Source organism: Streptomyces sp. NPDC029138 (genome assembly GCF_055564375.1).
Window position 1 is genome coordinate 1 of sequence record NZ_JBVHWM010000016.1, and the last position, 24,064, is coordinate 24,064.

At 73.1% G+C, this 24,064-nt stretch carries 18 protein-coding genes and 1 pseudogene; 9 read left to right on the top strand and 10 right to left on the bottom strand.

Translation table 11 applies throughout. The features are described from left to right. Window positions 1-117 precede the first annotated feature (117 nt). The 4 genes from ACZ4WH_RS16080 to ACZ4WH_RS16095 form a co-directional block, all read right to left on the bottom strand. Window positions 118-1,485, bottom strand: a complete 1,368-nt coding sequence (locus ACZ4WH_RS16080) for a carotenoid oxygenase family protein (protein ID WP_468180723.1) — start codon at window positions 1,483-1,485, stop codon at window positions 118-120. Window positions 1,486-1,546: 61 nt separating this feature from the next. Then, on the bottom strand, window positions 1,547-1,984 hold the full coding sequence (locus ACZ4WH_RS16085) for an SRPBCC family protein (RefSeq protein WP_468180724.1): 438 nt from the start codon (window positions 1,982-1,984) through the stop codon (window positions 1,547-1,549). A gap of 43 nt (window positions 1,985-2,027) precedes the next feature. Continuing rightward, complete coding sequence (locus ACZ4WH_RS16090) at window positions 2,028-3,476, bottom strand: MFS transporter (RefSeq protein ID WP_468180726.1); 1,449 nt, start codon at window positions 3,474-3,476, stop codon at window positions 2,028-2,030. A 117-nt stretch (window positions 3,477-3,593) separates the two neighbouring features. Beyond that, entirely contained in the window at window positions 3,594-4,160 is a 567-nt protein-coding gene (locus tag ACZ4WH_RS16095) for a TetR/AcrR family transcriptional regulator (RefSeq protein WP_468180728.1), read from the bottom strand. Between the two features lie 121 nt (window positions 4,161-4,281). On the opposite strand from ACZ4WH_RS16095, the gene ACZ4WH_RS16100 reads away from it, so the two are divergent. Both ACZ4WH_RS16100 and ACZ4WH_RS16105 read left to right on the top strand, forming a co-directional pair. Further along, the gene (locus ACZ4WH_RS16100; protein WP_468180730.1) at window positions 4,282-4,557 is read left to right on the top strand and encodes a DUF5133 domain-containing protein; all 276 of its coding nucleotides are present in this window, start codon (window positions 4,282-4,284) and stop codon (window positions 4,555-4,557) included. A 167-nt stretch (window positions 4,558-4,724) separates the two neighbouring features. Next, a complete protein-coding gene (locus tag ACZ4WH_RS16105; protein ID WP_468180732.1) occupies window positions 4,725-5,642 on the top strand; it encodes an SGNH/GDSL hydrolase family protein in 918 nt (305 codons plus the stop codon). A 45-nt stretch (window positions 5,643-5,687) separates the two neighbouring features. Here ACZ4WH_RS16105 and pgm read toward each other — a convergent pair whose 3' ends face one another. The 3 genes and pseudogenes from pgm to ACZ4WH_RS16120 form a co-directional block, all read right to left on the bottom strand. Further along, entirely contained in the window at window positions 5,688-7,328 is a 1,641-nt protein-coding gene (gene pgm / locus ACZ4WH_RS16110; protein ID WP_468180733.1) for a phosphoglucomutase (alpha-D-glucose-1,6-bisphosphate-dependent), read from the bottom strand. A gap of 265 nt (window positions 7,329-7,593) precedes the next feature. Beyond that, a complete protein-coding gene (locus tag ACZ4WH_RS16115) occupies window positions 7,594-8,451 on the bottom strand; it encodes a chitosanase (RefSeq protein WP_468180735.1) in 858 nt (285 codons plus the stop codon). 144 nt (window positions 8,452-8,595) lie between these two features. Then, window positions 8,596-10,141 (bottom strand): annotated as a pseudogene (locus ACZ4WH_RS16120) (MFS transporter). Between the two features lie 178 nt (window positions 10,142-10,319). Between ACZ4WH_RS16120 and mgrA the strand changes: the two are divergent. The 7 genes from mgrA to ACZ4WH_RS16155 all read left to right on the top strand — a co-directional run bounded on the left by mgrA (window position 10,320) and on the right by ACZ4WH_RS16155 (window position 15,229). Continuing rightward, on the top strand, window positions 10,320-11,363 hold the full coding sequence (mgrA, locus tag ACZ4WH_RS16125) for an L-glyceraldehyde 3-phosphate reductase (RefSeq protein ID WP_468180737.1): 1,044 nt from the start codon (window positions 10,320-10,322) through the stop codon (window positions 11,361-11,363). 167 nt (window positions 11,364-11,530) lie between these two features. Then, window positions 11,531-11,713 (top strand): hypothetical protein, encoded by a 183-nt coding sequence (locus ACZ4WH_RS16130; protein ID WP_468180739.1) that lies wholly within the window; start codon window positions 11,531-11,533, stop codon window positions 11,711-11,713. Between the two features lie 121 nt (window positions 11,714-11,834). Continuing rightward, the gene (locus ACZ4WH_RS16135; RefSeq protein ID WP_468180741.1) at window positions 11,835-12,320 is read left to right on the top strand and encodes a cation:proton antiporter regulatory subunit; all 486 of its coding nucleotides are present in this window, start codon (window positions 11,835-11,837) and stop codon (window positions 12,318-12,320) included. A gap of 5 nt (window positions 12,321-12,325) precedes the next feature. After that, a complete protein-coding gene (locus tag ACZ4WH_RS16140) occupies window positions 12,326-13,627 on the top strand; it encodes a cation:proton antiporter (protein WP_468180743.1) in 1,302 nt (433 codons plus the stop codon). Between the two features lie 34 nt (window positions 13,628-13,661). Next, window positions 13,662-14,282 carry a DedA family protein gene (locus ACZ4WH_RS16145; RefSeq protein WP_468180745.1) on the top strand — a complete coding sequence of 207 codons (621 nt, stop codon included), beginning with the start codon at window positions 13,662-13,664 and terminating at the stop codon, window positions 14,280-14,282. Window positions 14,283-14,364: 82 nt separating this feature from the next. Continuing rightward, entirely contained in the window at window positions 14,365-14,538 is a 174-nt protein-coding gene (locus tag ACZ4WH_RS16150; RefSeq protein ID WP_468180747.1) for a CsbD family protein, read from the top strand. Window positions 14,539-14,779: 241 nt separating this feature from the next. Further along, entirely contained in the window at window positions 14,780-15,229 is a 450-nt protein-coding gene (locus ACZ4WH_RS16155) for an ATP-binding protein (protein ID WP_468180749.1), read from the top strand. An 18-nt stretch (window positions 15,230-15,247) separates the two neighbouring features. Here the strand turns inward: ACZ4WH_RS16155 and ACZ4WH_RS16160 are convergent, their stop codons facing one another. The 3 genes from ACZ4WH_RS16160 to ACZ4WH_RS16170 all read right to left on the bottom strand — a co-directional run bounded on the left by ACZ4WH_RS16160 (window position 15,248) and on the right by ACZ4WH_RS16170 (window position 23,974). Further along, window positions 15,248-17,659 (bottom strand): SpoIIE family protein phosphatase, encoded by a 2,412-nt coding sequence (locus ACZ4WH_RS16160; RefSeq protein ID WP_468180750.1) that lies wholly within the window; start codon window positions 17,657-17,659, stop codon window positions 15,248-15,250. Window positions 17,660-17,708: 49 nt separating this feature from the next. Then, complete coding sequence (locus ACZ4WH_RS16165) at window positions 17,709-21,965, bottom strand: HAMP domain-containing protein (RefSeq protein WP_468180752.1); 4,257 nt, start codon at window positions 21,963-21,965, stop codon at window positions 17,709-17,711. A gap of 296 nt (window positions 21,966-22,261) precedes the next feature. Next, the gene (locus ACZ4WH_RS16170) at window positions 22,262-23,974 is read right to left on the bottom strand and encodes a thiamine pyrophosphate-binding protein (protein ID WP_468180754.1); all 1,713 of its coding nucleotides are present in this window, start codon (window positions 23,972-23,974) and stop codon (window positions 22,262-22,264) included. Window positions 23,975-24,064 lie beyond the last annotated feature (90 nt).

The window sequence follows — 24,064 nt, forward strand, 5'->3', positions numbered from 1 at the left end:
CCCACCCACCCCCCCCCCCCCCCCCCCCCCCCACCCCCCCCCCCCCCCCCCCCCCCCCCCCCCACACCCCCCCCCCACCGCCCCCCCCCCCCCCCCCCCCCCCCCGAGTCCGTCCGGTCAGCGCTCCCCGGTGTCCCCGTCGAGCGCGCTGTCCGGGATCCAGGAGCCGTGGATGCCGGCCGTCACCCGGCGGGGCAGGTCGACGGCGGCGACCTGGCCGAGGCCGACGGCGTCGAGGACGAGCAGGCGGGAAGCGTCCTGCTTGAGGTCGGAGACGACGGTGAGCAGATAGCCGTCGTCCTCGGCGGTGCCGCCCGCGACGGGCACGAAGACGGCCTCGCTGGGCAGCCGGGCGTCGCCGGTCGGGCGGACCCGGCGGGCGCCGGTCCGCCGGTCGTACTTGACGATGCCGTAGCCGCCGATGCCGTCGTGGTCGGGGAAGGAGACGGCGTACTGGTAGCGGTGCTCGGCGCCGAGGTAGTCCTCGTTGAGGGTGGGGAACTCGACGGCGAGGTCGTCGATGATCCGCTCGTCGACGCTGCCGGCCGCCAGGTCGATCACCCAGCGGCGGGTGTGGGAGCGGGCGTTGGGCTCGGTCCCGCGGCCCGGGGCGCCGACCCACCAGTTCCACGAGAGCCGGAAGCCCTCGCGGTCGACGGTGGGTCCCTCCAGGACGATCCGGCCGCGCTCGTCCTCGTAGGCGTTGGCGGCGTGGAGCATGTTGCCGGGCTGGATCGGGAACCAGCGGACGCGGTCCGCCCCGTCGCCGCCGCGCGGCACGATCCCGATGCGGGCGGGCTGGGCGTCGTTCCAACCGTACGGGATGCCGGAGTGCTCGTCCGGGTCGAAGGTGACGGTGCCCTCGATGAAGACGACGTGGTGCCGGGTGAGGGCGAAGTCGTGCTTCAGGGAGGCGGTGGCGCCCGGGACCTCGGCGCTGTGGGTGATGTGCCCCTTGGCGTCCGCGACGTAGTACACCAGGTACGGCGGGAACGGCGAGGAGCCGAAGAAGTGCAGCTCACCGGTGACCGGGTCGGTCTTGGGATGTGCCGTCATGGCGCCGCGCAGCGTGCCGCCGAAGTCGTAGGCGCCGACGGTCTCCAGCTCGGGGGTCAGTTCGAAGGGGAAGTTGGCCTCACACAGCGCCAGGAGGCGTCCGGCGTGTTCGATGACGTGGGTGCCGGCGGTGCTGGCGGTGAGGTCGGGGCCGTGCTCGGTCAGGTAGGGGGCACCGTCCAGGGCCGGGGTGCGCACCCAGCGGTTGCGGTACCACTCGGCGCGGCCCTCGCGCAGCCGGATGCCGTGGACCATGCCGCTGCCCTTGAACCAGTGGCTGGGGGTGACACCCGGCTTGGGGTTGTGGCTGTTACGGATGAGCCGGCCGGTCAGCTCGGGCGGCAGGGTGCCCTCGACCGGGAGCGCCGTGGCGCTGATCTCGTCGGCGACGGGCTCGTAGTGGCCGATCAGGTAGGGCTTGGTGCTCATCGTGGTGTCCTCTTCCTTCGTGTGCGCGCTGCTGGAGCGTGGTGAGGTGCTCGCCGGGTCACTACGACTGCTCGGCGCGGGACGTGAGGGCGCTCAGCCAGGCCTCCAGGGACTGGCGGAGGGCCGTGCCCAGTTCGTCGGGCCGGGCCTCGACGGGGGCGCCGCTCCAGGACTCCTCGGTGCGGACGGTGACCTGGTCGCCGGTCTGCTCGAAGGTCCACACGTGGATGCCGGTGATGCCGGCGGAGGGGCCGCCCCAGACGATCCGCTCGCCCGGGACCACCTCGCGGACGGTCGAGGTGATGTCCAGGCCGTGGGTGCGCCAGGTGAACGTGGCCCCGGGCCGCAGTGGACCGTCCAGCCGGGCGGACTCGACGCCGGCGTTCCAGGCAGGCCAGGCGTCGATGGCGGTGTGCAGCTCCCAGACCGTGGCGAGCGGGGCGTCGATCACGGTGGAGAGCCGGACGACGACGGGGGCGTGTTCGTCGATGGTGTGCATGAGGGGTGTTCCTCTCAGGTGGTCGTGACGGTGGTGGACTGGTTCAGTGCGCGGACGGACCGGTCCCGGTCCGGGGGACCGCGCTCGGTACCGCCCGGCGGCGGGTCAGGGCGGGGACGAGGGCCGCGGTCAGGGTGAGCAGGGCGGCACAGACGGCGAAGGCGGCGCGGTAGCCGGCGGTGAGCGCTTCCGGGTGCGGACCGCCGGTGGCCGCGTGGGCGGTGACGGAACCCGCCAGGGTGGTCAGTACGGCGAGGCCGATCGCGCCGCCGACCTGCCGGGTCGTGTTCACCAGTCCCCCGGCCAGTCCGGCGTCGGCTCGCGGGACGCCGGCCACGGCGAGGGCGGTGAGCTGGACGAACGCGGCCCCCAGCCCCAGTCCGATGAGGAGCGTCGGCCCGAGGACGTCCGCGGCGTAGCCGCCGTCGGCGCGGATGCGGGCCAGCCACAGCAGTCCGGCGGCCTCGGTGAGCAGGGCCGCGCCGACGGTGGCCGGCGGGCCCGGTCGGCGGGCGAGGCGCGGCGCGAGGGCCGAGCCGAGCATGGTGGCGGCGGCCAGGGGGAGCTGGCCCAGGCCGGTGACCAGTGGGCCGTGTCCCAGGACCTGTTGCTGGTAGAGCGGCAGGAAGAAGAACAGCGCGATCCACACCGAGCCGAGCAGGGCCATCAGGACGTTCCCGGCGGTGACGGCACCCGTGGTGAGGAGACGGGGTGGCAGCAGTGGAGCGGGGTGCCGGCGCTCGACGCGGACGAAGGCCACCAGCAGGACGGCCGCGACGGCGAAGGCGGCGAGCACCTGCGGGGCGCTCCAGCCGGTGCGGCGCGCCGCCGTCAGCCCCCAGACCAGCGCGGTCAGCGCCGAGGTCACGGCGGTCGTGCCCAGGAGGTCGAACCGGCCCGGGGCGCCGCCGGGGACGCGGGGCACGAGGAGGGTCACTCCCCCGGCGACCAGGGTGGTGCCGAGGGCGACCGCGTGGAAGGTCCAGGCCCAGCCCAGCAGTTGGGTCAGCAGCCCGCCGAGCAGCACTCCGGCCGCCGCACCGGCGCCGGACACCGCTCCCCACACCCCGAGGGCGCGTCCGCGTCCCGGCCCGGGCGGGAAGACGTCCATCACCAGCGCCAGAGCCGCGGGTGCGACCACCGCGGCGCCGGCGCCCTGCACGGCGCGGGCGGCGATGAGCAGTCCGGCGGAGGGGGCGAGTCCGGCCGCCAGGGACGCGGTGCCGAAGACGGTGAGCCCCGTGAGCAGGGTCCGGCGGCGCCCGAGGACGTCGGCCGCCCGCCCGCCGGCGAGCAACAGGGCCCCGAAGGCGAGGCCGTAGGCGTTGACGACCCAGGGGGCGGCGGCGTCCGACAGCCTCAGGCCGGACTGGATGCGCGGCAGGGCGACATTGACGACGGAGGTGGCGAGCATGACGGTGAACTGGGCGCCGGCCAGGGCCGCCAGGGCGGCGCGCGGACGGACGGGGCGGGTGCCGGACAGTGACTTCACGACGGGCTCCAGAACGGACAGTAGATAGTGTGGTTGACCACTCACTCTTCGGGCCGAAGAGAAGGCGAGGTGTCGCACCTCGCCCCGCCGCGATCCCGCGACGCCCGGAACCCCGGCTCAGTAGTGCCGCATCCCGGCGGCCAGCGTCCGCGTCCAGGGGGCGTCCACCTCGTCCACCCCCATCGACACGATCAGGTGGCACAGCATGCCCCGCGCGAAGAACTCCTGCACCTGCTCCTCACTGCCGCCCGAGGCGCCGCGCACGTACTCCACCAGCAGCGCGTACCCCTGCCGTACGGCCTCCCGCACGGCGGGCTCCGACACGGCGGCGGCCTGCGCGTGCAGCTGGATCAGCATCAGGTCGTTGTCGCTGATCAGCCGCGCGTAGGCGTCTCCCATGGCGCCGAGCACCACCTCCGGCGAACTGCCCCGCGCCTGCGCCGCCGCCCGCTCCAGACAGGTCCGCACCTGCACGAAGCAGTGCTCGACCACGGCCGTGAAGAGCAGTTCCTTGTTCGGGAAGAGCCGGTAGACGTACGCCTGGGAGATGCCGGCCGCCTTGGCCACCTCGGTGGTGGTGGTGCCGAAGTACCCACGGGCCGCGAAGGCTCCGATCGCGGTGCGCAGCACCGTCTCGCGACGCTCCTCGGCGGTGGACAGCTGACGGGTCCGTTCGGTCTTCATGTGAGTACTCAACCACTCACACTTCCGGCCGTCAAGGGGAAACGGGGGGCATGCACGGCGGATGCCCGGGTATTCGCGCTGCGACCTCGTACATCGGCGACCCATCAGGGAGGCGGATCGCATGCTCATGGCACACCCCGCGGTACTGGAGGACCTCATCGCCCAGTACGAGGCACTCACCCTGCTCGGGGCCGAGGAGAGCACACCGGAGGCCCGGCAGCGGCTCGCGGACGTCTCCTACACGCTGTGCGTGGCCACCGGCACCCGGGACGTCGCCATGGCCCTGATCGCCGCCCGCCACCGCCTCTCCGGCGCCCGCCCGGAGGACGACTCCCTGCTCCGGACGGCGTCCCCGCTCCAGTCCGTCACCACGGCGGAGCAGGCGTCCGGGGTCTGAACCGGCCCCGCCCGCGAGGCGGTTCCTCCAGCCCTCCCCCTCAACTCGTCGCGTCCCGCTTCTGGTCGGCGACACCTACCGGACGGTATACAGGCCCGGTCGAACGCGCGAGGGCCGCTCTCCGGTGCCGCCGCCGCGCGCCGCAGCGGTGTTGAGGGGGAGGTTCCATGGCGCACGACACGCGTCCGGCGGGCGGGACGAGAGGCCGGCGGCGGAGCGCCGTGCTCGGAGCGGCTCTGGGCGGCTGCGCCCTCGTCGCCGCCGGCACGGTACCGGCCGCGGCGCATCCCGGCGGCCCCGGCCGCGCGACCGCCTATGTGGCGCTCGGCGACTCCTACACCTCGGGCCCCGGCATCCCCCGGCAGGTGGACGCCGACTGCGCGCGCTCGGACCACAACTACCCCTCGCTCGTGGCCGCCCGGCGGCAGGTGGCCGCGTTCACGGACGTGAGCTGCGGCGGGGCGACGACCGCCGAGATGTGGCAGGCGCAGGGCACCAACCCGCCCCAGCTCGACGCCCTGGACCGGCACACGGACCTGGTCACGTTGCAGATCGGCGGCAACGACATCGGCTTCGGCTCCATCATCGGCACCTGTGCCCGCCTCGCCGCCCAGGACCCCGCGGGCAATCCCTGCGAGCGCTCCTACACGGCCGCCGGTCACGACCAGTTGGCCCTCACCGTCGCGCGGACCGCGCCGAAGGTCGACCGGGTGCTGCGGGCCGTGCACGCCCGGGCACCGCACGCCCGGGTGGTCGTCGTCGGCTACCCGGACCTGCTCCCGGACGACGGCGGCGGCTGCTTCCCGCAAGTCCCCTTCGCCCAGAAGGACTTCGCCTACCTGCGGGACACCGAGAAGCGGCTGAACCTGATGCTGCGGCTGGTGGCCGGCGTGAACCGGGCCGCGTACGTCGACACCTACGGCCCCACGGTCGGCCACGACATGTGCAAGGCGCCGGCGGACCGCTGGATCGAGCCGCTGCAACCGGCCTCCCCCGCCGCCCCCGCGCACCCGAACGCCAAGGGTGAGGCGGCCATGGCTGAGGCGGTGCTGGCCCGGCTGGACGCGGGGCGCGGACGGAACTGAGCCGAGGGCGGCCTTCCGGCCCCGCAAGGCCGCCCCACCGCCCGCTCAGCCGCCGAGCGCTCCCAGCACCACGGCCTGGGCCTCCTCCTGCACCCGGGCTAGGTGGTCGGCGCCCAGGAAGGACTCGGCGTACACCTTGTAGACGTCCTCGGTGCCCGAGGGCCGGGCGGCGAACCAGGCGTTCTCGGTGGTGACCTTGATGCCGCCGATCGCGGCGCCGTTGCCGGGCGCCTCGGTGAGGACGGCCGTGACCGCCTCCCCGGCCAGCGTGTCCGCGGTGACCTGCGCGGGCGACAACTTGGCGAGCAGCGCCTTCTGTTCGCGGGTCGCGGGGGCGTCGATGCGGGCGTAGGAGGGTGCGCCGAAGCGGGCGGTCAGGTCGGCGTAGTGCTCCGAGGGGGTCTTGTCGGTGACGGCCGTGATCTCGGAGGCGAGCAGGGCGAGGATGATGCCGTCCTTGTCGGTGGTCCACACCGAGCCGTCCCGGCGCAGGAAGGACGCGCCGGCCGACTCCTCGCCGCCGAACCCGAGGTCGCCGCCGATCAGTCCGTCCACGAACCACTTGAAGCCGACGGGAACCTCGACGAGCCGGCGGCCGAGGTCGCCGGCGACCCGGTCGATCATGGTGGAGGAGACGAGGGTCTTGCCGATGCCCGCGTCGGCCGGCCACTGGTCGCGGTGCCGGTAGAGGTAGGAGATGGCGACGGCGAGGTAGTGGTTGGGGTTCATCAGGCCCGCGTCCGGGGTGACGATGCCGTGCCGGTCGGCGTCGGCGTCGTTGCCGGTGGCGATGCGGAAGCGGTCGCGCTGCTCGATGAGGGAGGCCATGGCGTACGGCGAGGAGCAGTCCATGCGGATCTGGCCGTCCCAGTCCAGCGTCATGAACCGCCAGGTGGGGTCGGTGTGCGGGTTGACCACCGTCAGGTCGATGCCGTGCTGGTCGGCGATCCGGCCCCAGTAGGCGACGGAGGCGCCGCCGAGCGGATCGGCGCCGATGCGCACGCCGGAGGCGCGGACGGCGTCCAGGTCGAGGACGCCGGGCAGATCGGTGACGTACGTGCCGAGGAAGTCGTACCGCCGGGTGGTGTCCGCGGCGAGCGCGCGGGCGTACGGCAGGCGGCGTACGTCCTTCAGACCGCCCGTGATGATCTGGTTGGCGCGGTCCTGGATCCAGGAGGTGGCGTCGGAGGCCGCCGGGCCGCCGCTCGGCGGGTTGTACTTGAAGCCGCCGTCGGCGGGCGGGTTGTGCGACGGGGTGACGACCACACCGTCGGCCAGGCCCGTGGCCCGGCCCCGGTTGTGGGTCAGGATCGCGTGCGAGACGGCGGGCGTGGGCGTGTAGCCGTCCGCGCTGTCGATGAGCACGGTCACCTCGTTGGCGGCGAACACCTCCAACGCGGTGGCCTTGGCCGGCTCGGACAGGGCGTGGGTGTCGGCGCCCAGGAAGAGCGGCCCGTCGGTGCCCTGGGCGGCCCGGTACTCGCAGATGGCCTGGCTGGTGGCGGCGATGTGGTCCTCGTTGAAGGCGCTCGCCAAGGACGAGCCGCGGTGGCCCGAGGTGCCGAACGCCACCCGCTGTCCCGGGTCGGCCGGGTCGGGGTGCAGCGTGTAGTACGCCGTGACCAGCCGGGCCACGTCGACAAGGTCCTCGGGACCGGCCGGCCGGCCGGCGCGCTCGTGCGCCATGAGTCCGTTCCTCCGCTTCGGTGGGTCGTTCGCTCACCGCCCATCTTTCCTCGCCGCGGGTGTGCCGTGCGAGTGCGCCCCACCAGCCGGGACACGTCCGGTCCGCCGGGTCAGTGATCCGGTCCTCCGATGACCGCCGCCGGCACCGTGCCGGGCTCGGCCGCCCGACCGTGTTCGCCCGGCCGCGGCACGGCAGGCCGCCGTACCGCGGTCCCGGATGCCGGAGTCCGCGCCCGCCGGCCTGCCGCACGCCTCCTGGCGGAGGTCAGCCGATGTGGTAGCTGTCCCCGTAGACCTTCCAGTCGAGCGGGGTGTTCAGGTCGAGGTTGCCCTTGCGCAGGAAGACCCGTTGCGCGGTGTCGACGCGGCTGGTGTCGCTGTGTGCCTCCTCCTGCTTCATGGCCCAGACCCGGGCGTCCAGGAAGGCGTTGAGGTACGTCGTCTCGTCGCCGCCCTGGGCCGGCGGCTTGGCGCTGCGCAGGGCGCGCTTGCGAATGTTGCGGAAGCTGGTCGGGTCGTCGCCGTCGCCGTGCATGACGATGGCGTCGTAGTAGATGAACTGGCCCAGCGCGCGCAGCCCGTCGGTCTTGCCCTGGGCGACGGCGGGGTTGAAGTAGACGCGGTCGCGTTCGTCGTTCTGGGCCTGCTGGAACACGGTGTCCTGGGCCGCCGTGCGCCAGTCCTTGGGGTAGTTGGGGTCCAGGCCCTGGTGCGAGTCGGTGCCGTTGACCTTTCGCAGGGCGGGCAGGTACTTGGCCAGGACGTTGCCGGGCTTGCGGTCGGCGTAGAGCTGGACGAGGTCGAGCATGTCGCCGGTGCCCGAGCAGAAGCCGATGATGCCGGCCGTGTAGCCACGGCCGTCGCCGATGTCCTCGATGTACTTGTACTGGGCCTTCCAGTCGAGCGAGGAGTTCTCCGCGCTCGACACCAGCTTCATGGCGATCTCCTTCTTCGCCGGGTCGTCCAGGCCCGGCGCGGCGGCCGAGGCCGTGCCGGCGCGGGAGACTCCGAGCAGGGCGCCCGAGGCGACGGCGCCGAGCGCGGCGACGACGGTCCGGCGGGAGAGACGGGAGGGCCCGGCGGGGCTCGCGGGGGCTGCCGTTTCGCGGTCTGTGTGCACCACAGAGGCTCCAAAGGGGAGTGGGGGGTGGGAGGTTGGTCGGTACCGCATACTGGTAGGAAAGTTTCCTATCAAACACGGTGAGGGCCGGTAACCCGGCGCACCAGAAGTTCGTAGGATCGAACAAGTCCCCGACGCGGCCGCGGCTCAGCCGCGCCGCGCCTTCTCCCGCTCCTGCGTGAAGGCGTACAACTCCTCGGACGTGCTGATGAGTTCGCGCCTCTCCTCCCGCGAACCGACCAACGGCTGCGAGCCCTTGAGCGGGACCTGGGCGCTCTCCGGCAGGAACCTGACGGTGAGCAGGCCGATGGCGCCGGCCAGCATCAGGTAGTAGGCGGGCATGAGGTCGTCACCGGTGACGTCGACCAGCGCGGCGGTGACCAGCGGGGTGGTGCCGCCGAACGCGGCGACGGCGACGTTGAAGCCGATGCCCATGGCCGCGTAGCGGACGGCGGTCGGGAACAGGGCGGGCAGGGTGGCGGCGCTGGGCGCGGCGAAGCAGGCCAGCAGCGTGGACAGGAGCAGCACGCCGAGGACCGGCGGCCAGGTGCCGTGCGCCTTGATGAGGAGGAAGGCGGGGACGGCGAGCACGATCAGCGCGGACGCGGCGACGGCGTAGACCGGCCGCCGGCCGACCCGGTCGCTGAGCCGGCCGAGGAAGGTGATCAGGACGACGATCCACACCATCCCGACGAGCACCAGGACCGTCCGCGGAGCCGCTGGAGCGGTGCAGGGTCTCGGTCTGATAGGTCGGCAGATAGCCGGTGACCATGTAGTTGGTGACGTTGTAGAGCAGTACCAGGCCCATGCAGACCAGCAGCGGCCGCCAGTGGCCCAGAACAATCTCCTTGAACTCGCTTCCCGCCGACTCCTGCGCCAACGCCTTCTCGTGTTCGTCCAGTTGCTGCTGGAAGGCCGGGGACTCCTCCAGCTTCAGCCGCATGTAGAGGCCGATCACGCCGAGCGGCCCGGCGATCAGGAACGGCACGCGCCAGCCCCACGAGAGCATCTGGTCGTCCGTCAGGGCCAGGTTCAGCAGGGTGACCAGGGCCGAGCCGAGGGCGTAGCCGGTGAAGGTGCCGAAGTCGAGCCAGCTGGAGAGGTAGCCGCGCCGGCGGTCCGGGGAGTACTCGGCGACGAAGGTGGTGGCCCCGCCGTACTCGCCGCCGGTGGAGAAGCCCTGGACCATGCGGGCCAGCAGGAGCAGCACGGGCGCGGCGATGCCGATGGTGGCGTAGCCCGGGATCACACCGATGGCGAAGGTGCCGGCCGCCATCATGATCATGGTGGTGGCGAGTACCTTCTGCCGCCCGATCCGGTCGCCGAGCGGCCCGAAGACCAGCCCGCCGAGGGGCCGTACGACGAAGGCGGCGGCGAAGGCGGCGAACGAGGAGATGACCTGGGCGGCCGGGGAGGCTCCGGGGAAGAACACCTTGCCGATGGTGGCGGCGAGGTAGCTGTAGACACCGAAGTCGAACCACTCCATGCAGTTGCCGAGCGCGGAGGCGCCGACGGCGCGCCGGAGCAGCGGGGGCTCGACGACCTGGACGTCGTCCGCCCGGAAGGCCCCCCGGTTGCGGCGCAGTCTGCGGGTCAGCTCCTCCCGGACCTGACGCGGCAGCCGCCCCGCGGCCCCCGGCACCCGCCGCCCCGCCCGGTCCTGTCCGTCCCCGCCGGACCTCGCACCGCGCATGAGCGCCTCCTTCCTCTCGCTCCGTTGATCACCGCCTGCCCCTGCCTCCGATTCAGAAACGGAACCGCTCAATCCCATCCGGGCGGGCGGTTGGACTTGCGCGGCGCCACGGAGCAGGGTGGACGGGCCCTCGCGCACACGCGGGGCACCCCCTACGGCACCACCCGGAGAAGACCCGATGACGTACGTCGCGGACCCCGCTCGCTACGACGGCACCATGCGCTACCGGCGCACCGGCCGTTCCGGACTGGACCTGCCGGTCCTGTCCCTGGGCTACTGGCACAACTTCGGCGACGACCGCCCGTTCGAGACCCAGCGCGAGATCGCGCTGCGCGCCTTCGACCTCGGGATCACCCATCACGACCTGGCGAACAACTACGGCCCGCCGTACGGCGCGGCGGAGCTGAACTTCGGGCGGCTGCTGAAGCGGGACCTGGCGCCCTACCGCGACGAGCTGGTGATCTCCACCAAGGCCGGCTGGGACATGTGGCCCGGCCCCTACGGGCAGGGCGGCGGCTCCCGCAAGTACCTGCTGGCCTCCCTGGACCAGTCGCTCGCCCGGACGGGCCTCGACTACGTGGACATCTTCTACTCCCACCGGCTGGACGCCGGCACTCCGCTGGAGGAGACCATGGGCGCGCTGGACACCGCCGTCCGCCAGGGCAAGGCCCTGTACGTCGGCATCTCCTCCTACGACGCCGAGCGCACCCGGCAGGCCGCCGCGATCCTGCGCGACCTCGGCACGCCGCTGCTGATCCACCAGCCGTCGTACAGCATGCTCAACCGCTGGATCGAGACCGACGGCCTGCTGGACGCGGCCGAGGAGGAGGGCTTCGGCGTCATCGGGTTCACGGCGCTCGCGCAGGGCCTGCTCACCGGCCGCTACCTGGACGGGGTCCCGGCGGACTCGCGGGCCGCGCGGGGCACGTCCCTGGACGCCTCCTGGCTGACGGACGACCTGCGGGGCCGGCTGCGCGCCCTGAACGACGTCGCGGCCCGGCGCGGGCAGACACTGGCCCAGCTGGCGCTGGCCTGGGCGCTCCGGGACGAGCGGGTGACCTCGCTCGTCATCGGCGCCTCGCGGGTCGGGCAACTGGAGCAGAACGTCGCCGCGCTGGACAACCTGGCCTTCAGCGACGAGGAGCTGGCCGAGATCGACCGGTACGCGACCGAGGGCGGCGTGGACCTGTGGCGCGACGCCAGGCTGGGGAACCTCGGCTGACCGTGCGGGCCACTCCATGACGTCGAGTGCGGGGCACTCCATGACATCGCGGTGACACCCGATGACATTTATCACTGACATGGGGGAATAAGTAGGACATAATGGACGTCATCCCGACCGCGTGTCCCCGCGCACCACGCCCGCGACCGCAAGGAGCCGCTCACCGCATGGCGTACGGAGCCCACCGCAGCCCTCTCCTGCCTCCCCACCCGGATCTGACCCTCGCCCGCGACTGCGAGCAGTGCCTCGGCTGGGGAACCGTCGTCACCCGCGACGGGGATCACGAGCTGTGCCACTCGTGCCAGCCCGACCCCGCCGGCGGCCAGGCCGCCGCGGCCTCCGGTCCATAACGCTCAGCCCTCGCCCGCTCCCCCTGCCCGCACCGGCCCCTCCCCCGGACGATCACGCTCCGAGGTAGGGTTCCGATAAAAGTTTCACCAAGAAACGTTCAAGTCGGGCAGGGGGGCAGCCATGAGCGCCGCACGCACCAGCAGGACACCGTTGCCGGGGATCGGCGTCCGGTACGACCTGACGACACGCGAACACCGCCACCTGTCGGTGGTGGCCCACCGGGACGGTTCGCGCACCCTGAGCGCCTACCGGCGTGACGATCCGGACGCCTGCGCGCTGTCGGTCCACCTCACCGGCCAGGAGGCCGAGGCGCTGGTGGACGCCCTGAAGCCGACCCACCACAGCCCCACCCTGCTCTCCACCACGGAGCTGGGCCTGGTGGCCGAGCGGATCGAGCTGTCCGGGACCTCCCACTGGAACGGACGGCTGCTCGGCGAGACCCGTATGCGCACCGAGACCGGCGTGTCGATCGTGGCCGTCCTGCGCCGCGCCGAGGCGATCCCCTCCCCCGGCCCCGGTTTCCGGCTGGCCGGCGGGGACACGCTGATCGTCATCGGCACCCGCGAGGGCGTCGACGCCGCCGCCGCGACACTCGGGCGGGAGTGATCCGGATGCACTCCTCCGCGGTCTTCCTGATCGAGTTCGGCGCGATCATCCTGGGCCTCGGGCTGCTCGGCCGGCTCGCCGCCCGCCTGCGGTTCTCGCCCATCCCGCTCTATCTGCTGGCCGGACTGGCCTTCGGCGAGGGCGGTCTGCTGCCCCTCGGCACCAGCGAGGAGTTCGTCGCGATCGGCGCCGAGATCGGTGTGGTCCTGCTCCTGCTCATGCTGGGGCTCGAATACACGGCCGGCGACCTGGTCTCCAACCTGAAGACCCAGTACCCGGCCGGGATCGTCGACGCCACCCTCAACGCCCTGCCCGGCGCCGCCATGGCCCTGCTGCTGGGCTGGGGCCCCATCGCCGCCGTCGTCCTGGCCGGCATCACCTGGATCTCCTCCTCCGGCGTCATCGCCAAGGTCCTCGGCGACCTGGGCCGGATCGGCAACCGGGAGACACCGGTGATCCTCAGCATCCTGGTGCTGGAGGACCTGTCCATGGCGGTCTACCTGCCCGTCGTCACGGCCCTGCTGGCCGGGACCGGTTTCGCCGCCGGCAGTGTCACGCTGGCCATCGCGCTCGGCGTGGCCGGCCTGGTGCTGGTGGCGGCGGTCCGCTACGGCCGGCACATCTCCCGGTTCGTCTCCACCGACGACCCCGAGAAGCTGCTGCTGGTGGTGCTCGGGCTGACGCTGGTGGTGGCCGGGGTCGCCCAGCAGCTCCAGGTGTCGGCGGCGGTCGGCGCGTTCCTCGTGGGCATCGCCCTGTCCGGGGAGGTCGCCGAGGGCGCCCACCATCTCCTCGCCCCGCTGCGGGACCTGTTCGCGGCGGTGTTCTTCGTCTTCTTCGGCCTGCACACCGATCCGGCGAGCATCCCGCCGGTGCTGCTGCCCGCGCTCGCCCTGGCCGTCGTCACCACCCTCACGAAGATCGCCACCGGCTACTGGGCGGCCCGCCGCGCGGGCATCTCGGCCAGGGGCCGGTGGCGGGCCGGCGGCACCCTGGTCGCCCGCGGCGAGTTCTCCATCGTCATCGCGGGTCTCGCCGTCACCTCCGGCATCGACTCCGACCTCGGCCCGCTGGCCACCGCCTATGTGCTGCTCCTGGTCGTGCTCGGCCCGCTGACCGCCCGGTACACCGAGCCGCTTGCCCGGCGCCTGACCGGCCGCCGGGACAGGCGTACGGCACCGGAGGCCGGGTCCGGCCCGGACGCCGCCGCGCGGGAACAGCCGGACGAGCAGGACCACCGGGTCCGGCAGGACCAGCCGGACGGGCAGGACCAGCAGGACCAGGAAGCCTCGGTCAGCCGCCCCTGATCGCCGTCCGGCGGCACCGACGTACCGTGGAGGCATGTCGCCTCCCCTTCCGGGACCGCTGGCCCACCTGGAGCCGCTGCTCGGCCACTACGGCTACTGGGCCGTGGGCGCGGTGGTGTTCGTCGAGGACTTCGGCGTCCCCGCGCCAGGCGAGACCATCCTGCTCGCGGCCGGGGTGTACGCGGGCACGGGGCGGCTGAACGTCGTGGCCGTGGCGGTCATCGCGTTCGTCGCGGCCGTCGCCGGGGACAACCTCGGCTACCTGATCGGCCGGGTCGGCGGGCGGGCCTTCGTGCACCGGTGGGGGAAGTACATCTTCCTGACGCCCAAACGGTTCGAGGCCGCCGAGGCGTTCTTCACCCGGCACGGCGGCAAGATCGTGACGGTGGCCCGGTTCGTCGAGGGCCTGCGCCAGGCCAACGGCATCATCGCGGGCACGACCGGCATGCACTGGCGCCGCTTCCTCGCCTTCAACGCCCTCGGCGCGGCCCTGTGGGTCGGCCTGTGGACGACCCTGGCCTACCTCGCGGGCAGCCACATCACCGCGATCTACGACGAGATCCGCCGCTACCAGCTGTACGTCGTCGCCGCCGTCGCCGTCCTCCTCGCGGCGCTCGCCGCACGGCACGTCGTGCGGCGGCGCCGCGAGCGCTGACCCGCACATGGGTTTGGACGCCGGCACAGCGGCAAGTCGGATGGCGACCGCAAAGCACGTCGATGTGGGGATGTGACATGTGATGGCCGGCAACCAGAAGGCGAAGGCCAAGGCGGAGCAGGCCAAGGGCAAGGCCAAGGAGGCCGCGGGCCGCGCCGTCGGCAACGAGAGCGTGGAGGCCGAGGGCCGCACGAAGGGCGCCAAGGGCGACGCCCGGCAGGCCAAGGAGAAGATCAAGGACGTCTTCAAGCACTGAGAAGGACGAAGAACGATCCGGCCGCGGAACGGGCCCGGAGATCCGCGCGCGGGTCTCCGGGCCCGTTCCGCTGTCTGTCCGCGGCACCCGCGCCGCCCCTCAGCAGGCGTTCGTGGGCATCCGGAGGATTCCTCGCAGACGTCCCCTTGACCGGCGGTCCAGCGGGTAACCGAGCAGGGACGGCACGACCCCCCTGTGCACAGGAAGGGCCCCTGACCCCAGAGGAAAAGGGCAACGAGGTATGGACATCCCGCTCAGGACCCACGCGACGACGCAGGACCGCGCCGCGCCCCTGCGCTACAGCCGCACCTGGGACACCGGCGTATCCAGCATCGCCGAGGCGAGAGACGCCGTCGCGGCCCTGCTGGCACGGGCGCGGCCCGCACTCGGGCGGCGGCCGGTGCAGGATGCCCAGCTCGTCGTCAGCGAACTCGTCACCAACGCGGCCAAGCACGCGCCCGGCCCGTGCGCGCTGCGCCTGGAGCTGCTGCCCGGCGCGACCGCGCTGCGCATCTCCGTCACGGACACCTCGCGGGAGCCGCCGCGGCGGCGTCCTCCCGATCCCCGGCGGGTCGGTGGTCACGGCCTGCATCTCGTGGCGATGGTCTCGCGCGGTCTGGAGGTGACCTGGCTGTCCCACGGCAAGCGGGTCACCGCGACCGTGCCGCTCGGCGCGGCGACCGCCGGCTGACCGGCCGGGCCGGGAGCGTCAGGCGACCCTGATGCCGACGATGCAGGTGTCGTCGTCGGTGTCCGACCTGCTGTAGGTGAGCAGCCGGTCCAGTTGCTGGTCCAGGGTGCTGGGCGCCGCGCGCGCCGTGTCCAGCAGGTGCGTCAGCGACTCCTCCACCGAGCGGTCCCGGCGCTCGATCAGGCCGTCGGTGTACATCAGCAGGGTGTCCCCGGCGGCCAGCTGCACCTCCGTCTCCTCGTAACGCGCCTCCGGGACGGCGCCCAGCAGCAGCCCCTTGACCGGGGGCAGCGCGGTGGCGTCCGCCTCGCGTACCAGCACCGGCGGCAGATGGCCCGCCCGCGCCCAGCGCAGGGTCCGCCGCTCGCCGTCGTACAGGCCGCACACGGCGGTGGCGGTGACGGCGCCCGTCAGATGGTGGGCGACGATGTTCAGCCAGGACAGCAGCTGCGCCGGGCCGGCGCCGGTCACCGCCAGGCCGCGCAGCGCGTTGCGCAGGACGACCATGCTGGTCGCCGCCTCGATGCCGTGCCCGGCGACGTCCCCGACGCACAGCAGGACCAGCCCGGAGGGCAGCACCACCGCGTCGTACCAGTCACCGCCGACCAGGTGCTCGGTCTCGGCGGGCCGGTAGCGCACCGCCACCTGGAGCCCGGGCACCCGCAGCGGGGCCTGGGCCGGGGGCATGATGGCGTGCTGGAGCTGGAGGGTGAGCCGGTTGCGCTCCACGGCCTGCTGCTCGGTGTGGGCCAGCTGGTCGCGGGTGGCGGCGAGGGCGACCTCGGTCCAGTGCTGGGCGGAGATGTCCTGGTAGGCGCCGCGGACGACGAACAGCTGGCCGTCGGTGTCGAGGACGGGCTCGGCGACCACCCGGATGTGCCGGGTCACACCGTCCGGGCGCAGCAGCCGGAACGCGGCGGAGGCGGGCCTGCGGTGGTGCAGCAGGGTGCGCAGGAAGCGGCCGAGGATGACGGCGTCGTCGGGGTGGGCGTGGGCCGGCAGGTCCTGGAGGGCGACCGGGGAGTTCGTGGGCGGGCGGCCGTACAGGCTGAACAGCTGGCCGTTCCAGGTGATCTCGCCGGTGAGCAGGTTCTCCTCGAAGCCGCCGATCCGGCCGAGCCGCTGGGCGTGCTGGAGCAGGCTGGCCAGGCGCGCGGTCTCGTCCTCGATGCGCCAGATCAGCAGCACGCTGGAGCCGTGCCGGCTGACGCTGATGTCGGCGACGGCGGACAGCGGCACCTGGTCGACGAGGGCGGTCAGCCGCATCCGGCGGGCGCGGAACGGCTCGCCGGTGGCGTAGACCCGCTCCACCCGCTGGAACAGCTCGCCGGCGCCGGCGGCCATCGGGTAGGCCTCCAGCAGCAGGGCGCCGCCCACGACGGCCCGGGGCCGGCCCGCCGGGTCCAGGAAGCGACTGTTGACGTGCTGGATGCGGAAGTCGACCAGCTGTCCGGTGTCGTCGAGGTGCGGCACGAGCACCAGGGCCGGGTCGTGCAGCCCGTCGGCCAGGTCCATCAGCTCGACCACGTCGGGCAGCAGCCCGGGTTCCGGTGCGGTGCCGGGCGGCGGCGCGAAGGTCTCCAGGGAGTGCGCGCACAGCTCGGCGAGGGCCTCCACCTGCCGGACGACAGGGCGCGGCAGCGGTTCCTCCGGTTTGGGCCAGGCGATCTCCAGGACGCCGTGGATCCGGCCGCCCGCCCCGGCGGGTACGGCGATCCGCGCGCCGTCGGCGTACTCGCGGCGGCCGATCGTGGGCAGTCCGGACCCGGCGAGCGAGGACAGCCACTGCCCGTCGGGCTCGGTCAGGCCGCGCCGCGCCACGGTGGCCACGTCCGGCGGCACGTAGTGCCAGCGGGCCGCCTCGCCCGGCGGGAAGCCGGCGCTGCCCGCGAGGGTCAGCGAGCCGTCGGAGCCGGCCGACCAGATCGCCACGGCGACCGCGCCCAGCGGGCGCAGGGCGTGGTCGAGCAGGGAGTCGGCCATCGCCTGGGTGTCGTGCGCGGCCAGCACACCGCTCTCGGCGGCGCGCAGCCGTACGGCGGCGGACTCCGCGACGGGCCCGGACGGGTCCGCGGCGGCGGACAGGAACGCCTCGGTGACTTCGGCGACGCGGTCCCGGGCCGCCTGGTTGATGACGTCCACCGCGAACTCCAGCGGCGTCACCTGCGCCTGCTCGGTGAGTTCGGCGAGCTGGCGGGCGGCCTGGGCGGGGCCGCAGCCGAGGCGTTCGACCAGGATGCCCTTGGCCAGTTCGATGAGCGCCCGGCCCTCCGCCTCGGCCTGCGCCGCCCGTACCTCGCGGCGCAGCCGTTCCACGGTGGCGGCGAGCCGGCCGACCGGGGAGGTGGTGGGCACGTCGGGCGACGCGGCGTCGACGGCGGGGAGCTGGGCGGGCACGCCGGACGGCGTGCCCGGTTCATGGGTGGTCACCGGGTCGGTACTCCTCGGCCTGCGGTGGGGCGGGCGCGCTGTGTCGTGCTCATGCGGGGAGCCAGCGCCGGACACAGGCGATGAGGTCATGGGTGTCGACGGGTTTCGTGACGTAGTCGCTGGCCCCGGAGGCGAGGCTCTTCTCCCGGTCGCCCTGCATGGCCTTGGCGGTCACGGCGATGACCGGCAGGTCGGCGTACTGCGGCATCCTGCGGATCTCGGCCGTGGCGGTGTAGCCGTCCATCTCGGGCATCATCACGTCCATCAGGACGAGTTCGACGTCCGGGTTGTGCAGCAGGGTCTCGATGCCCTTGCGGCCGTTCTCCGCGTGCAGGACGCGGAAGCCGTGCAGTTCGAGGATGCCGCTGAGCGCGAACAGGTTCCGGGCGTCGTCGTCGACGACGAGGACGGTACGGCCACGGGTGTGCTCGTCGATCGGGTGGGGTGCGGTGTGCTGGGTCTCGTCCCCGCGGACCAGGGTGAGCACCTCGCCGGGCTCCTCGGCGGACAGGTGCAGCGCGATCCGCTCGCGCAGCTCGTCCAGGCTGAACAGGTACTCCAGCGAACCGCCCGCGGTGTCCTCGGCGGGGGGCTCGGTGCGGTGCGAGCCGTGCACCAGCACCGGGACGCCGGTCAGGGCCGAGTCGGCGCGCAGCGCCTGAAGGAAGCGGGCCGACTCCCCGTCGGGCATGCCCAGTTCCACGACGACGCAGTGGCAGGGTTCGGCGGCGAGGGCACCGGCCGCCTCCTGGGCGCCGACCGCGGTGATGATGTCGACGGGCGTGCCCTCGCCGTCGGTGCGGCCGGGTTCCAGGTCCCGGACCACGCTCTCGGCGACGAGCGTCAGCAGCCCGCGCGGGCGCTCCTCCACGACGAGCAGGCGGCGCGGCCGCTCCCGCCGCGCGAGGGCCGGCGGCCGCTCCTGGACGAGGCCGTCGGGCTCGTCCGTGCCCTCCTGCCCGGCCTTCGGGACGGAGCGTCCACCGCCCAGGTGTTCGTCGAAGTCCGGCCGGGCCACGGGCAGGAAGAGGGTGAAGGTGCTGCCCCTGCCGGGGGCGCTGTCCACGGTGACGGCACCGCCGAGCAGGTGGGCGATCTCCCGGGTGATGGACAGGCCGAGCCCTGTGCCGCCGTACTTGCGGCTCGTGGTGCCGTCCGCCTGCTGGAACGCGCCGAAGATGGTCTCCAGTTGCTGTTCGGGGATGCCGATGCCGGTGTCCTTCACCCGGAACGCGACGACCGCGCCGCCCCTGACCACCCCCTGGGGCACCTCGTCGTCGGGGGCGGGTTCGACGCGCAGTTCGACGCCGCCCTGCTCGGTGAACTTCACCGCGTTGGACAGCAGGTTGCGCAGGATCTGCCGGAGCCGGGAGTCGTCGGTGAGCAGGTCGGCGGGGGCGCCGGGGGCCGTGGTGACGGTGAAGTCCAGGCTCTTCTGCGAGGTCATCGGGCGGAAGGTGGCCTCGACGTAGTCGATCAGCTGCCGCAGCGGGACCCGCTCGGGGGTGACGTCCATCTTGCCGGCCTCGACCTTGGACAGGTCCAGGATGTCGTTGATGAGCTGGAGCAGGTCGGAGCCGGCCGAGTGGATGATGCCCGCGTACTCGACCTGCTTCGGGGTGAGGTTGCGGGAGGGGTTCTGGGCCAGCAGCTGGGCGAGGATGAGCAGGCTGTTGAGCGGGGTGCGCAGCTCGTGGCTCATGTTCGCGAGGAACTCGGACTTGTACTTGGAGGCGAGCGACAGCTGCTGGGCGCGGGTCTCCAGTTCCTGCCGGGCCTGTTCGATCTGGAGGTTCTTCGCCTCGATGTCCCGGTTCTGCTCCGCCAGCAGCGACGCCTTCTCCTCCAGTTCGGCGTTGGAGCGCTGGAGTTCCTCCTGCCGGGCCTGCAACTCAGCGGAGCGGGACTGTAGTTCGCTGGTCAGCCGCTGAGACTCCTGGAGCAGTTCGTCGGTGCGGGCGTTGGCGACGATGGTGTTGACGTTGACCCCGATGGTGTCCACCAGCTGCTGGAGGAAGTCCCGCTGGACGGCGGTGAACGGGGTGACGGCGGCCAGCTCGATGACGCCGAGGACCTGGTCCTCGAAGACGATGGGCAGCAGCAACAGCGCGGTGGGCTCGACCTGTCCGAGCCCGGAGGAGATGGTGACGTATCCGGGCGGCAGCTCGTCGACGGCGATGGTGCGGCGGCTGCGCGCGGCCTGGCCGACCAGCGAGCGGCCGAAGGCGATGCGGACGGGCCGGGTGTCCTCCTCCGGCCGGCCGTAGGAGCCGACGAGCCGCAGCTCGGGGCCGGACGCGCCCTCCTCGGCGAGGTAGAAGGCGCCGTACTGGGCGGACACCTGCGGCACCAGCTCGTCCATGATGAGTTCGGCGACGACGGGCAGGTCGCGGTGGCCCTGCATGAGGCCGGAGATCCGGGCGAGGTTGGTCTTGAGCCAGTCCTGTTCCTGGTTGGCCCGGGTGGTCTCGCGCAGGGACTCCACCATGGAGTTGATGTTGTCCTTGAGGTCGGCGACCTCGCCGGAGGCGTCGACGGTGATGGACCGGGTCAGGTCGCCCTCGGCGACGGCGCTGGCGACGTCGGCGATGGCGCGGACCTGCCGGGTGAGGTTGCCGGCGAGTTCGTTGACGTTCTCGGTGAGCCGCTTCCAGGTGCCGGAGACGCCCTCGACCTCGGCCTGTCCGCCGAGCCGGCCCTCGGTGCCGACCTCGCGGGCCACTCTGGTGACCTCGTCGGCGAAGGCGGAGAGCTGGTCGACCATCGTGTTGATGGTGGTCTTCAGCTCCAGGATCTCGCCGCGGGCGTCGACGTCGATCTTCTTCGACAGATCGCCCTTGGCCACGGCCGTGGTGACCAGCGCGATGTTGCGGACCTGGCCGGTGAGGTTGTTGGCCATCGAGTTGACGTTGTCGGTGAGGTCCTTCCAGGTGCCGGCCACATGGGGCACGTGCGCCTGACCGCCGAGGCGGCCCTCGGTGCCCACCTCGCGGGCCACCCGGGTCACCTCGTCCGCGAAGGCCGACAGCGTGTCGACCATGGTGTTGATGACGTCGGCGAGGGCGGCGACCTCGCCCTTGGCCTCGACGGTGATCTTCTGGGAGAGATCGCCCTTCGCGACGGCGGTGGCGACCTGGGCGATGGAGCGGACCTGGCCGGTGAGGTTGGAGGCCATCACGTTGACGTTGTCGGTGAGGTCCTTCCAGGTGCCGGCGACCCCGCGCACCTGGGCCTGCCCGCCGAGCCGGCCCTCGGTGCCGACCTCACGGGCCACCCGCGTGACCTCGTCGGCGAACGCGGAGAGCTGGTCGACCATCGTGTTGATGGTCGTCTTCAGCTCCAGGATCTCGCCCCGCGCGTCCACCGTGATCTTCTGCGACAGATCACCCTGCGCCACCGCGGTGGCCACCTGGGCCACATTGCGCACCTGCGCCGTCAGGTTCCCGGCCATGAAGTTCACCGAGTCCGTCAGGTCCCGCCAGGTGCCCTTGACGCCCTTGACGTCCGCCTGCCCGCCGAGCCGGCCCTCCGTACCGACCTCGCGGGCCACCCGGGTCACCTCGTCGGCGAACGCCGAGAGCTGGTCCACCATCGTGTTGATGGTGCTCTTCAGCTCCAGGATCTCGCCCCGCGCGTCCACCGTGATCTTCTGCGACAGATCACCCTGCGCCACCGCGGTCGTCACCTGGGCCACATTGCGCACCTGCGCCGTCAGGTTCCCGGCCATGAAGTTCACCGAGTCCGTCAGGTCCCGCCAGACCCCGGCGACCCCGGGGACCTGGGCCTGACCGCCGAGCCGGCCCTCGGTGCCCACCTCGCGGGCCACACGGGTGACCTCGTCCGCGAACGCCGACAGCTGGTCCACCATCGTGTTGACGGTTTCCTTCAGCTGGAGGATCTCGCCGCGCGCGGGCACGTCGATCTTCTGGGACAGGTCGCCCTTGGCCACGGCGGTGGCGACCTGCGCGATGTCGCGCACCTGGGTGGTGAGGTTGCCCGCCATCGCGTTGACGGAGTCGGTGAGATCGGCCCAGGTGCCGGAGACGCCCGGCACCTGGGCCTGCCCGCCGAGGGTGCCCTCGGTGCCCACCTCGCGGGCCACCCGGGTGACTTCGGAGGTGAACACGGACAGCTGGTCGACCATGCCGTTGAAGACGGTGGCGATGTCGCCCATGAGTCCGGTGGAGTCGTCCGGCAGCCGGGTGCCGAAGTCCCCGTCGCGCACCGCGGTCAGTCCCGCGAGCAGCATTCTCAGTTCGTGGTCACCTGGGACTGCCTCGGTCGTCCCGGTCGCCTTGCCGGCCATGCGCACCCTCGATCCGCTCCCCAAGAGCCCCCGCGCCGAGGGCTCGGAACCGCGGCCGGGAGCACCGCGCCGCCCGACCGTTGGTGTGTGCATTTCCGCAGTTCACGGATTTGCATGATGAGAAAATACGCCGCAGGCTAACGCACCTTCACGGGCTCGGACAAAGCATCCGGCCAACCTTGGACGATCATGAAATTCACCCGCCCTTCACAGGTGTGAGGGCGTATCAGCGGGGTACTGGCACGGGTTTGGCCGGGAGCGGGCTCAGCGTCCCAGGCGTTCGGCCGGGAGCGTGGTCAGCCGGGTGCGCGCAGCAGTTTGGCCAGGTGCGAGCCGAGCGGGGCCGGGCGGGGGTCCTCCGCCGCGGACACCCCGGCCGCCCAGTCCGGCGGGGTCTCGCCGTCCACCACGAACTCCAGCAGCAGCGGCCCGCGTCCGGCGAGCACGTCGGCCCAGACGGAGCCGACGTGCCGGGGCCGGTCGCAGCGGACGGCGGGCAGTCCGGCGAGGTGCGCCCACTCGGCGTACGGCAGGGCGGGGACCTCGGCGGAGAGCGGGATCAGCGGGTCGCCGGCGGCGACCCGGCGCTGCCAGGTGAGCCGGTTCAGGTCACCGTTGTTGAAGACGCAGAACACGAGTGGGGGCAGCTCGGCCAGCCGGTCGAGATGGCGGCGCACGGTGAGCAGTTCGTTCAGGCCGCCGCCCTGGAGGGCGCCGTCGCCGACGAGGGCGATCACCGGCCGGTCGGGGGCGGCGAACCGGGCGGCCACGGCGTAGGGGACGGCCGCGCCGGGCAGGCCGAGGTGGCCCGAGAGCAGGGACCGCATGCCGGCCCGGAGGCGGAGATGGCGGGTCCACCAGTCCAGTGAGGTACCGGAGTCGGTGACGACGACGGCCCGGTCGGGCAGCCGTTCCGACAGCTCGGCGACGACCGAGCGGGGGTTCACCGACGTACCGAAGTAGCGGCGGGACTTGGCCGCACCCTCGTCCCGCCAGGCCCGCACCAGCCGCTCGACCCGGGTGCGCCAGGCGCGGTCGGTGGTGCGGCGCAGGAGCGGGACGAGCGCGTCGAGACATGCCGTGACGTCGCCGGTCACCCGGGCGGCCGGCGCCCCGCTGTCGAGCGGGCAGTCGTCCGGCTCCCGGTCCACGGTGACGATCCGGCACCGGCCGGGGTCGGGCAGCAGGGCGGGGTCCAGGTCCTCGGCGCCGGCGAGCAGCAGCGTGTCGCACTCCCGCAGCAGGGTCGCGGCGGCCTCGCTTCCGAGCGGGCCCGCCACCCCGGCCAGATACGGCAGGTCGTCGGGCAGCGCGTCCCGGGCCAGGGCCGTCGTGACCACACCGGCGCCCAGCAGCCGGGCCACGCGGACCACCTGACCGGACGCCGGGCGGCCCCCGTTCCCCACGACGACGACGGCCTTCCCGGCGCGGTCGAGCGCGTCGGCCGCGCGGCGCACGTCCTCCTCGCCGGGCGCTCGCGCCGGTGGCGGAACGGGCCGGGCGCCGGGCAGCGTCTCGGGCGCCGGGGCCGCGAGGACGTGGCGGGGCACGACGAGGCTCGCCACTCCCCGGTCGGTGAGCGCGGCCCGCACCGCCCGGTGCAGGGCGTCGCCCATCTGCTCCGGCGCGGACACCTCCTCGCAGTACACGGAGACCTCCGCGAGATGCCGTACCGCGTGACCACCGATGTGCCGTGCGGCCGGGTCGGCGCCGACGAGGGCCAGCACCGGCGCGCGGTCGGCCGCCGCGTCGTACAGCCCGCCCAGCAGGCGCAGCGTCCCCGCGCCCGGTGGGGCGAGGCAGCAGCCGGGGCGGCCGGTGAGCTTGGCCTCGGCGCAGGCCATGAGCGCGGCGGACTCCGCACCGCGCGCCTGCACGAATGCGGGTGTCTCAGGGGCGCCGCGCAGGGCGCCGACGAGCGGGTCCACGGCCGTCCCCGGCACGCCGTACACCCGGTGCACGCCGCCCTCCCGCAGCCGGGCGGCGACCACTTCGGACACGTTCCCCACGGCGACCTCCTCGCGCCCGGCCGTCACTCGTCCGTGTTACCGGGTAGCCGCGCGCCACCCCGCGCAAACGGGCCGCGCGGACCCCCGGCC

Coding starts and splice junctions, on each gene's coding strand:
- ACZ4WH_RS16155 (WP_468180749.1), top strand. CDS start 14,780: ATGGACATCCCGCTCAGGACCCACGCGACGACGCAGGACCGCGCCGCG.
- ACZ4WH_RS16080 (WP_468180723.1), bottom strand. CDS start 1,485: ATGAGCACCAAGCCCTACCTGATCGGCCACTACGAGCCCGTCGCCGAC.
- ACZ4WH_RS16135 (WP_468180741.1), top strand. CDS start 11,835: ATGAGCGCCGCACGCACCAGCAGGACACCGTTGCCGGGGATCGGCGTC.
- pgm (WP_468180733.1), bottom strand. CDS start 7,328: ATGGCGCACGAGCGCGCCGGCCGGCCGGCCGGTCCCGAGGACCTTGTC.
- ACZ4WH_RS16105 (WP_468180732.1), top strand. CDS start 4,725: ATGGCGCACGACACGCGTCCGGCGGGCGGGACGAGAGGCCGGCGGCGG.
- ACZ4WH_RS16150 (WP_468180747.1), top strand. CDS start 14,365: ATGGCCGGCAACCAGAAGGCGAAGGCCAAGGCGGAGCAGGCCAAGGGC.
- mgrA (WP_468180737.1), top strand. CDS start 10,320: ATGACGTACGTCGCGGACCCCGCTCGCTACGACGGCACCATGCGCTAC.
- ACZ4WH_RS16130 (WP_468180739.1), top strand. CDS start 11,531: ATGGCGTACGGAGCCCACCGCAGCCCTCTCCTGCCTCCCCACCCGGAT.
- ACZ4WH_RS16140 (WP_468180743.1), top strand. CDS start 12,326: ATGCACTCCTCCGCGGTCTTCCTGATCGAGTTCGGCGCGATCATCCTG.
- ACZ4WH_RS16085 (WP_468180724.1), bottom strand. CDS start 1,984: ATGCACACCATCGACGAACACGCCCCCGTCGTCGTCCGGCTCTCCACC.
- ACZ4WH_RS16145 (WP_468180745.1), top strand. CDS start 13,662: ATGTCGCCTCCCCTTCCGGGACCGCTGGCCCACCTGGAGCCGCTGCTC.
- ACZ4WH_RS16100 (WP_468180730.1), top strand. CDS start 4,282: ATGCTCATGGCACACCCCGCGGTACTGGAGGACCTCATCGCCCAGTAC.
- ACZ4WH_RS16165 (WP_468180752.1), bottom strand. CDS start 21,965: ATGGCCGGCAAGGCGACCGGGACGACCGAGGCAGTCCCAGGTGACCAC.
- ACZ4WH_RS16095 (WP_468180728.1), bottom strand. CDS start 4,160: ATGAAGACCGAACGGACCCGTCAGCTGTCCACCGCCGAGGAGCGTCGC.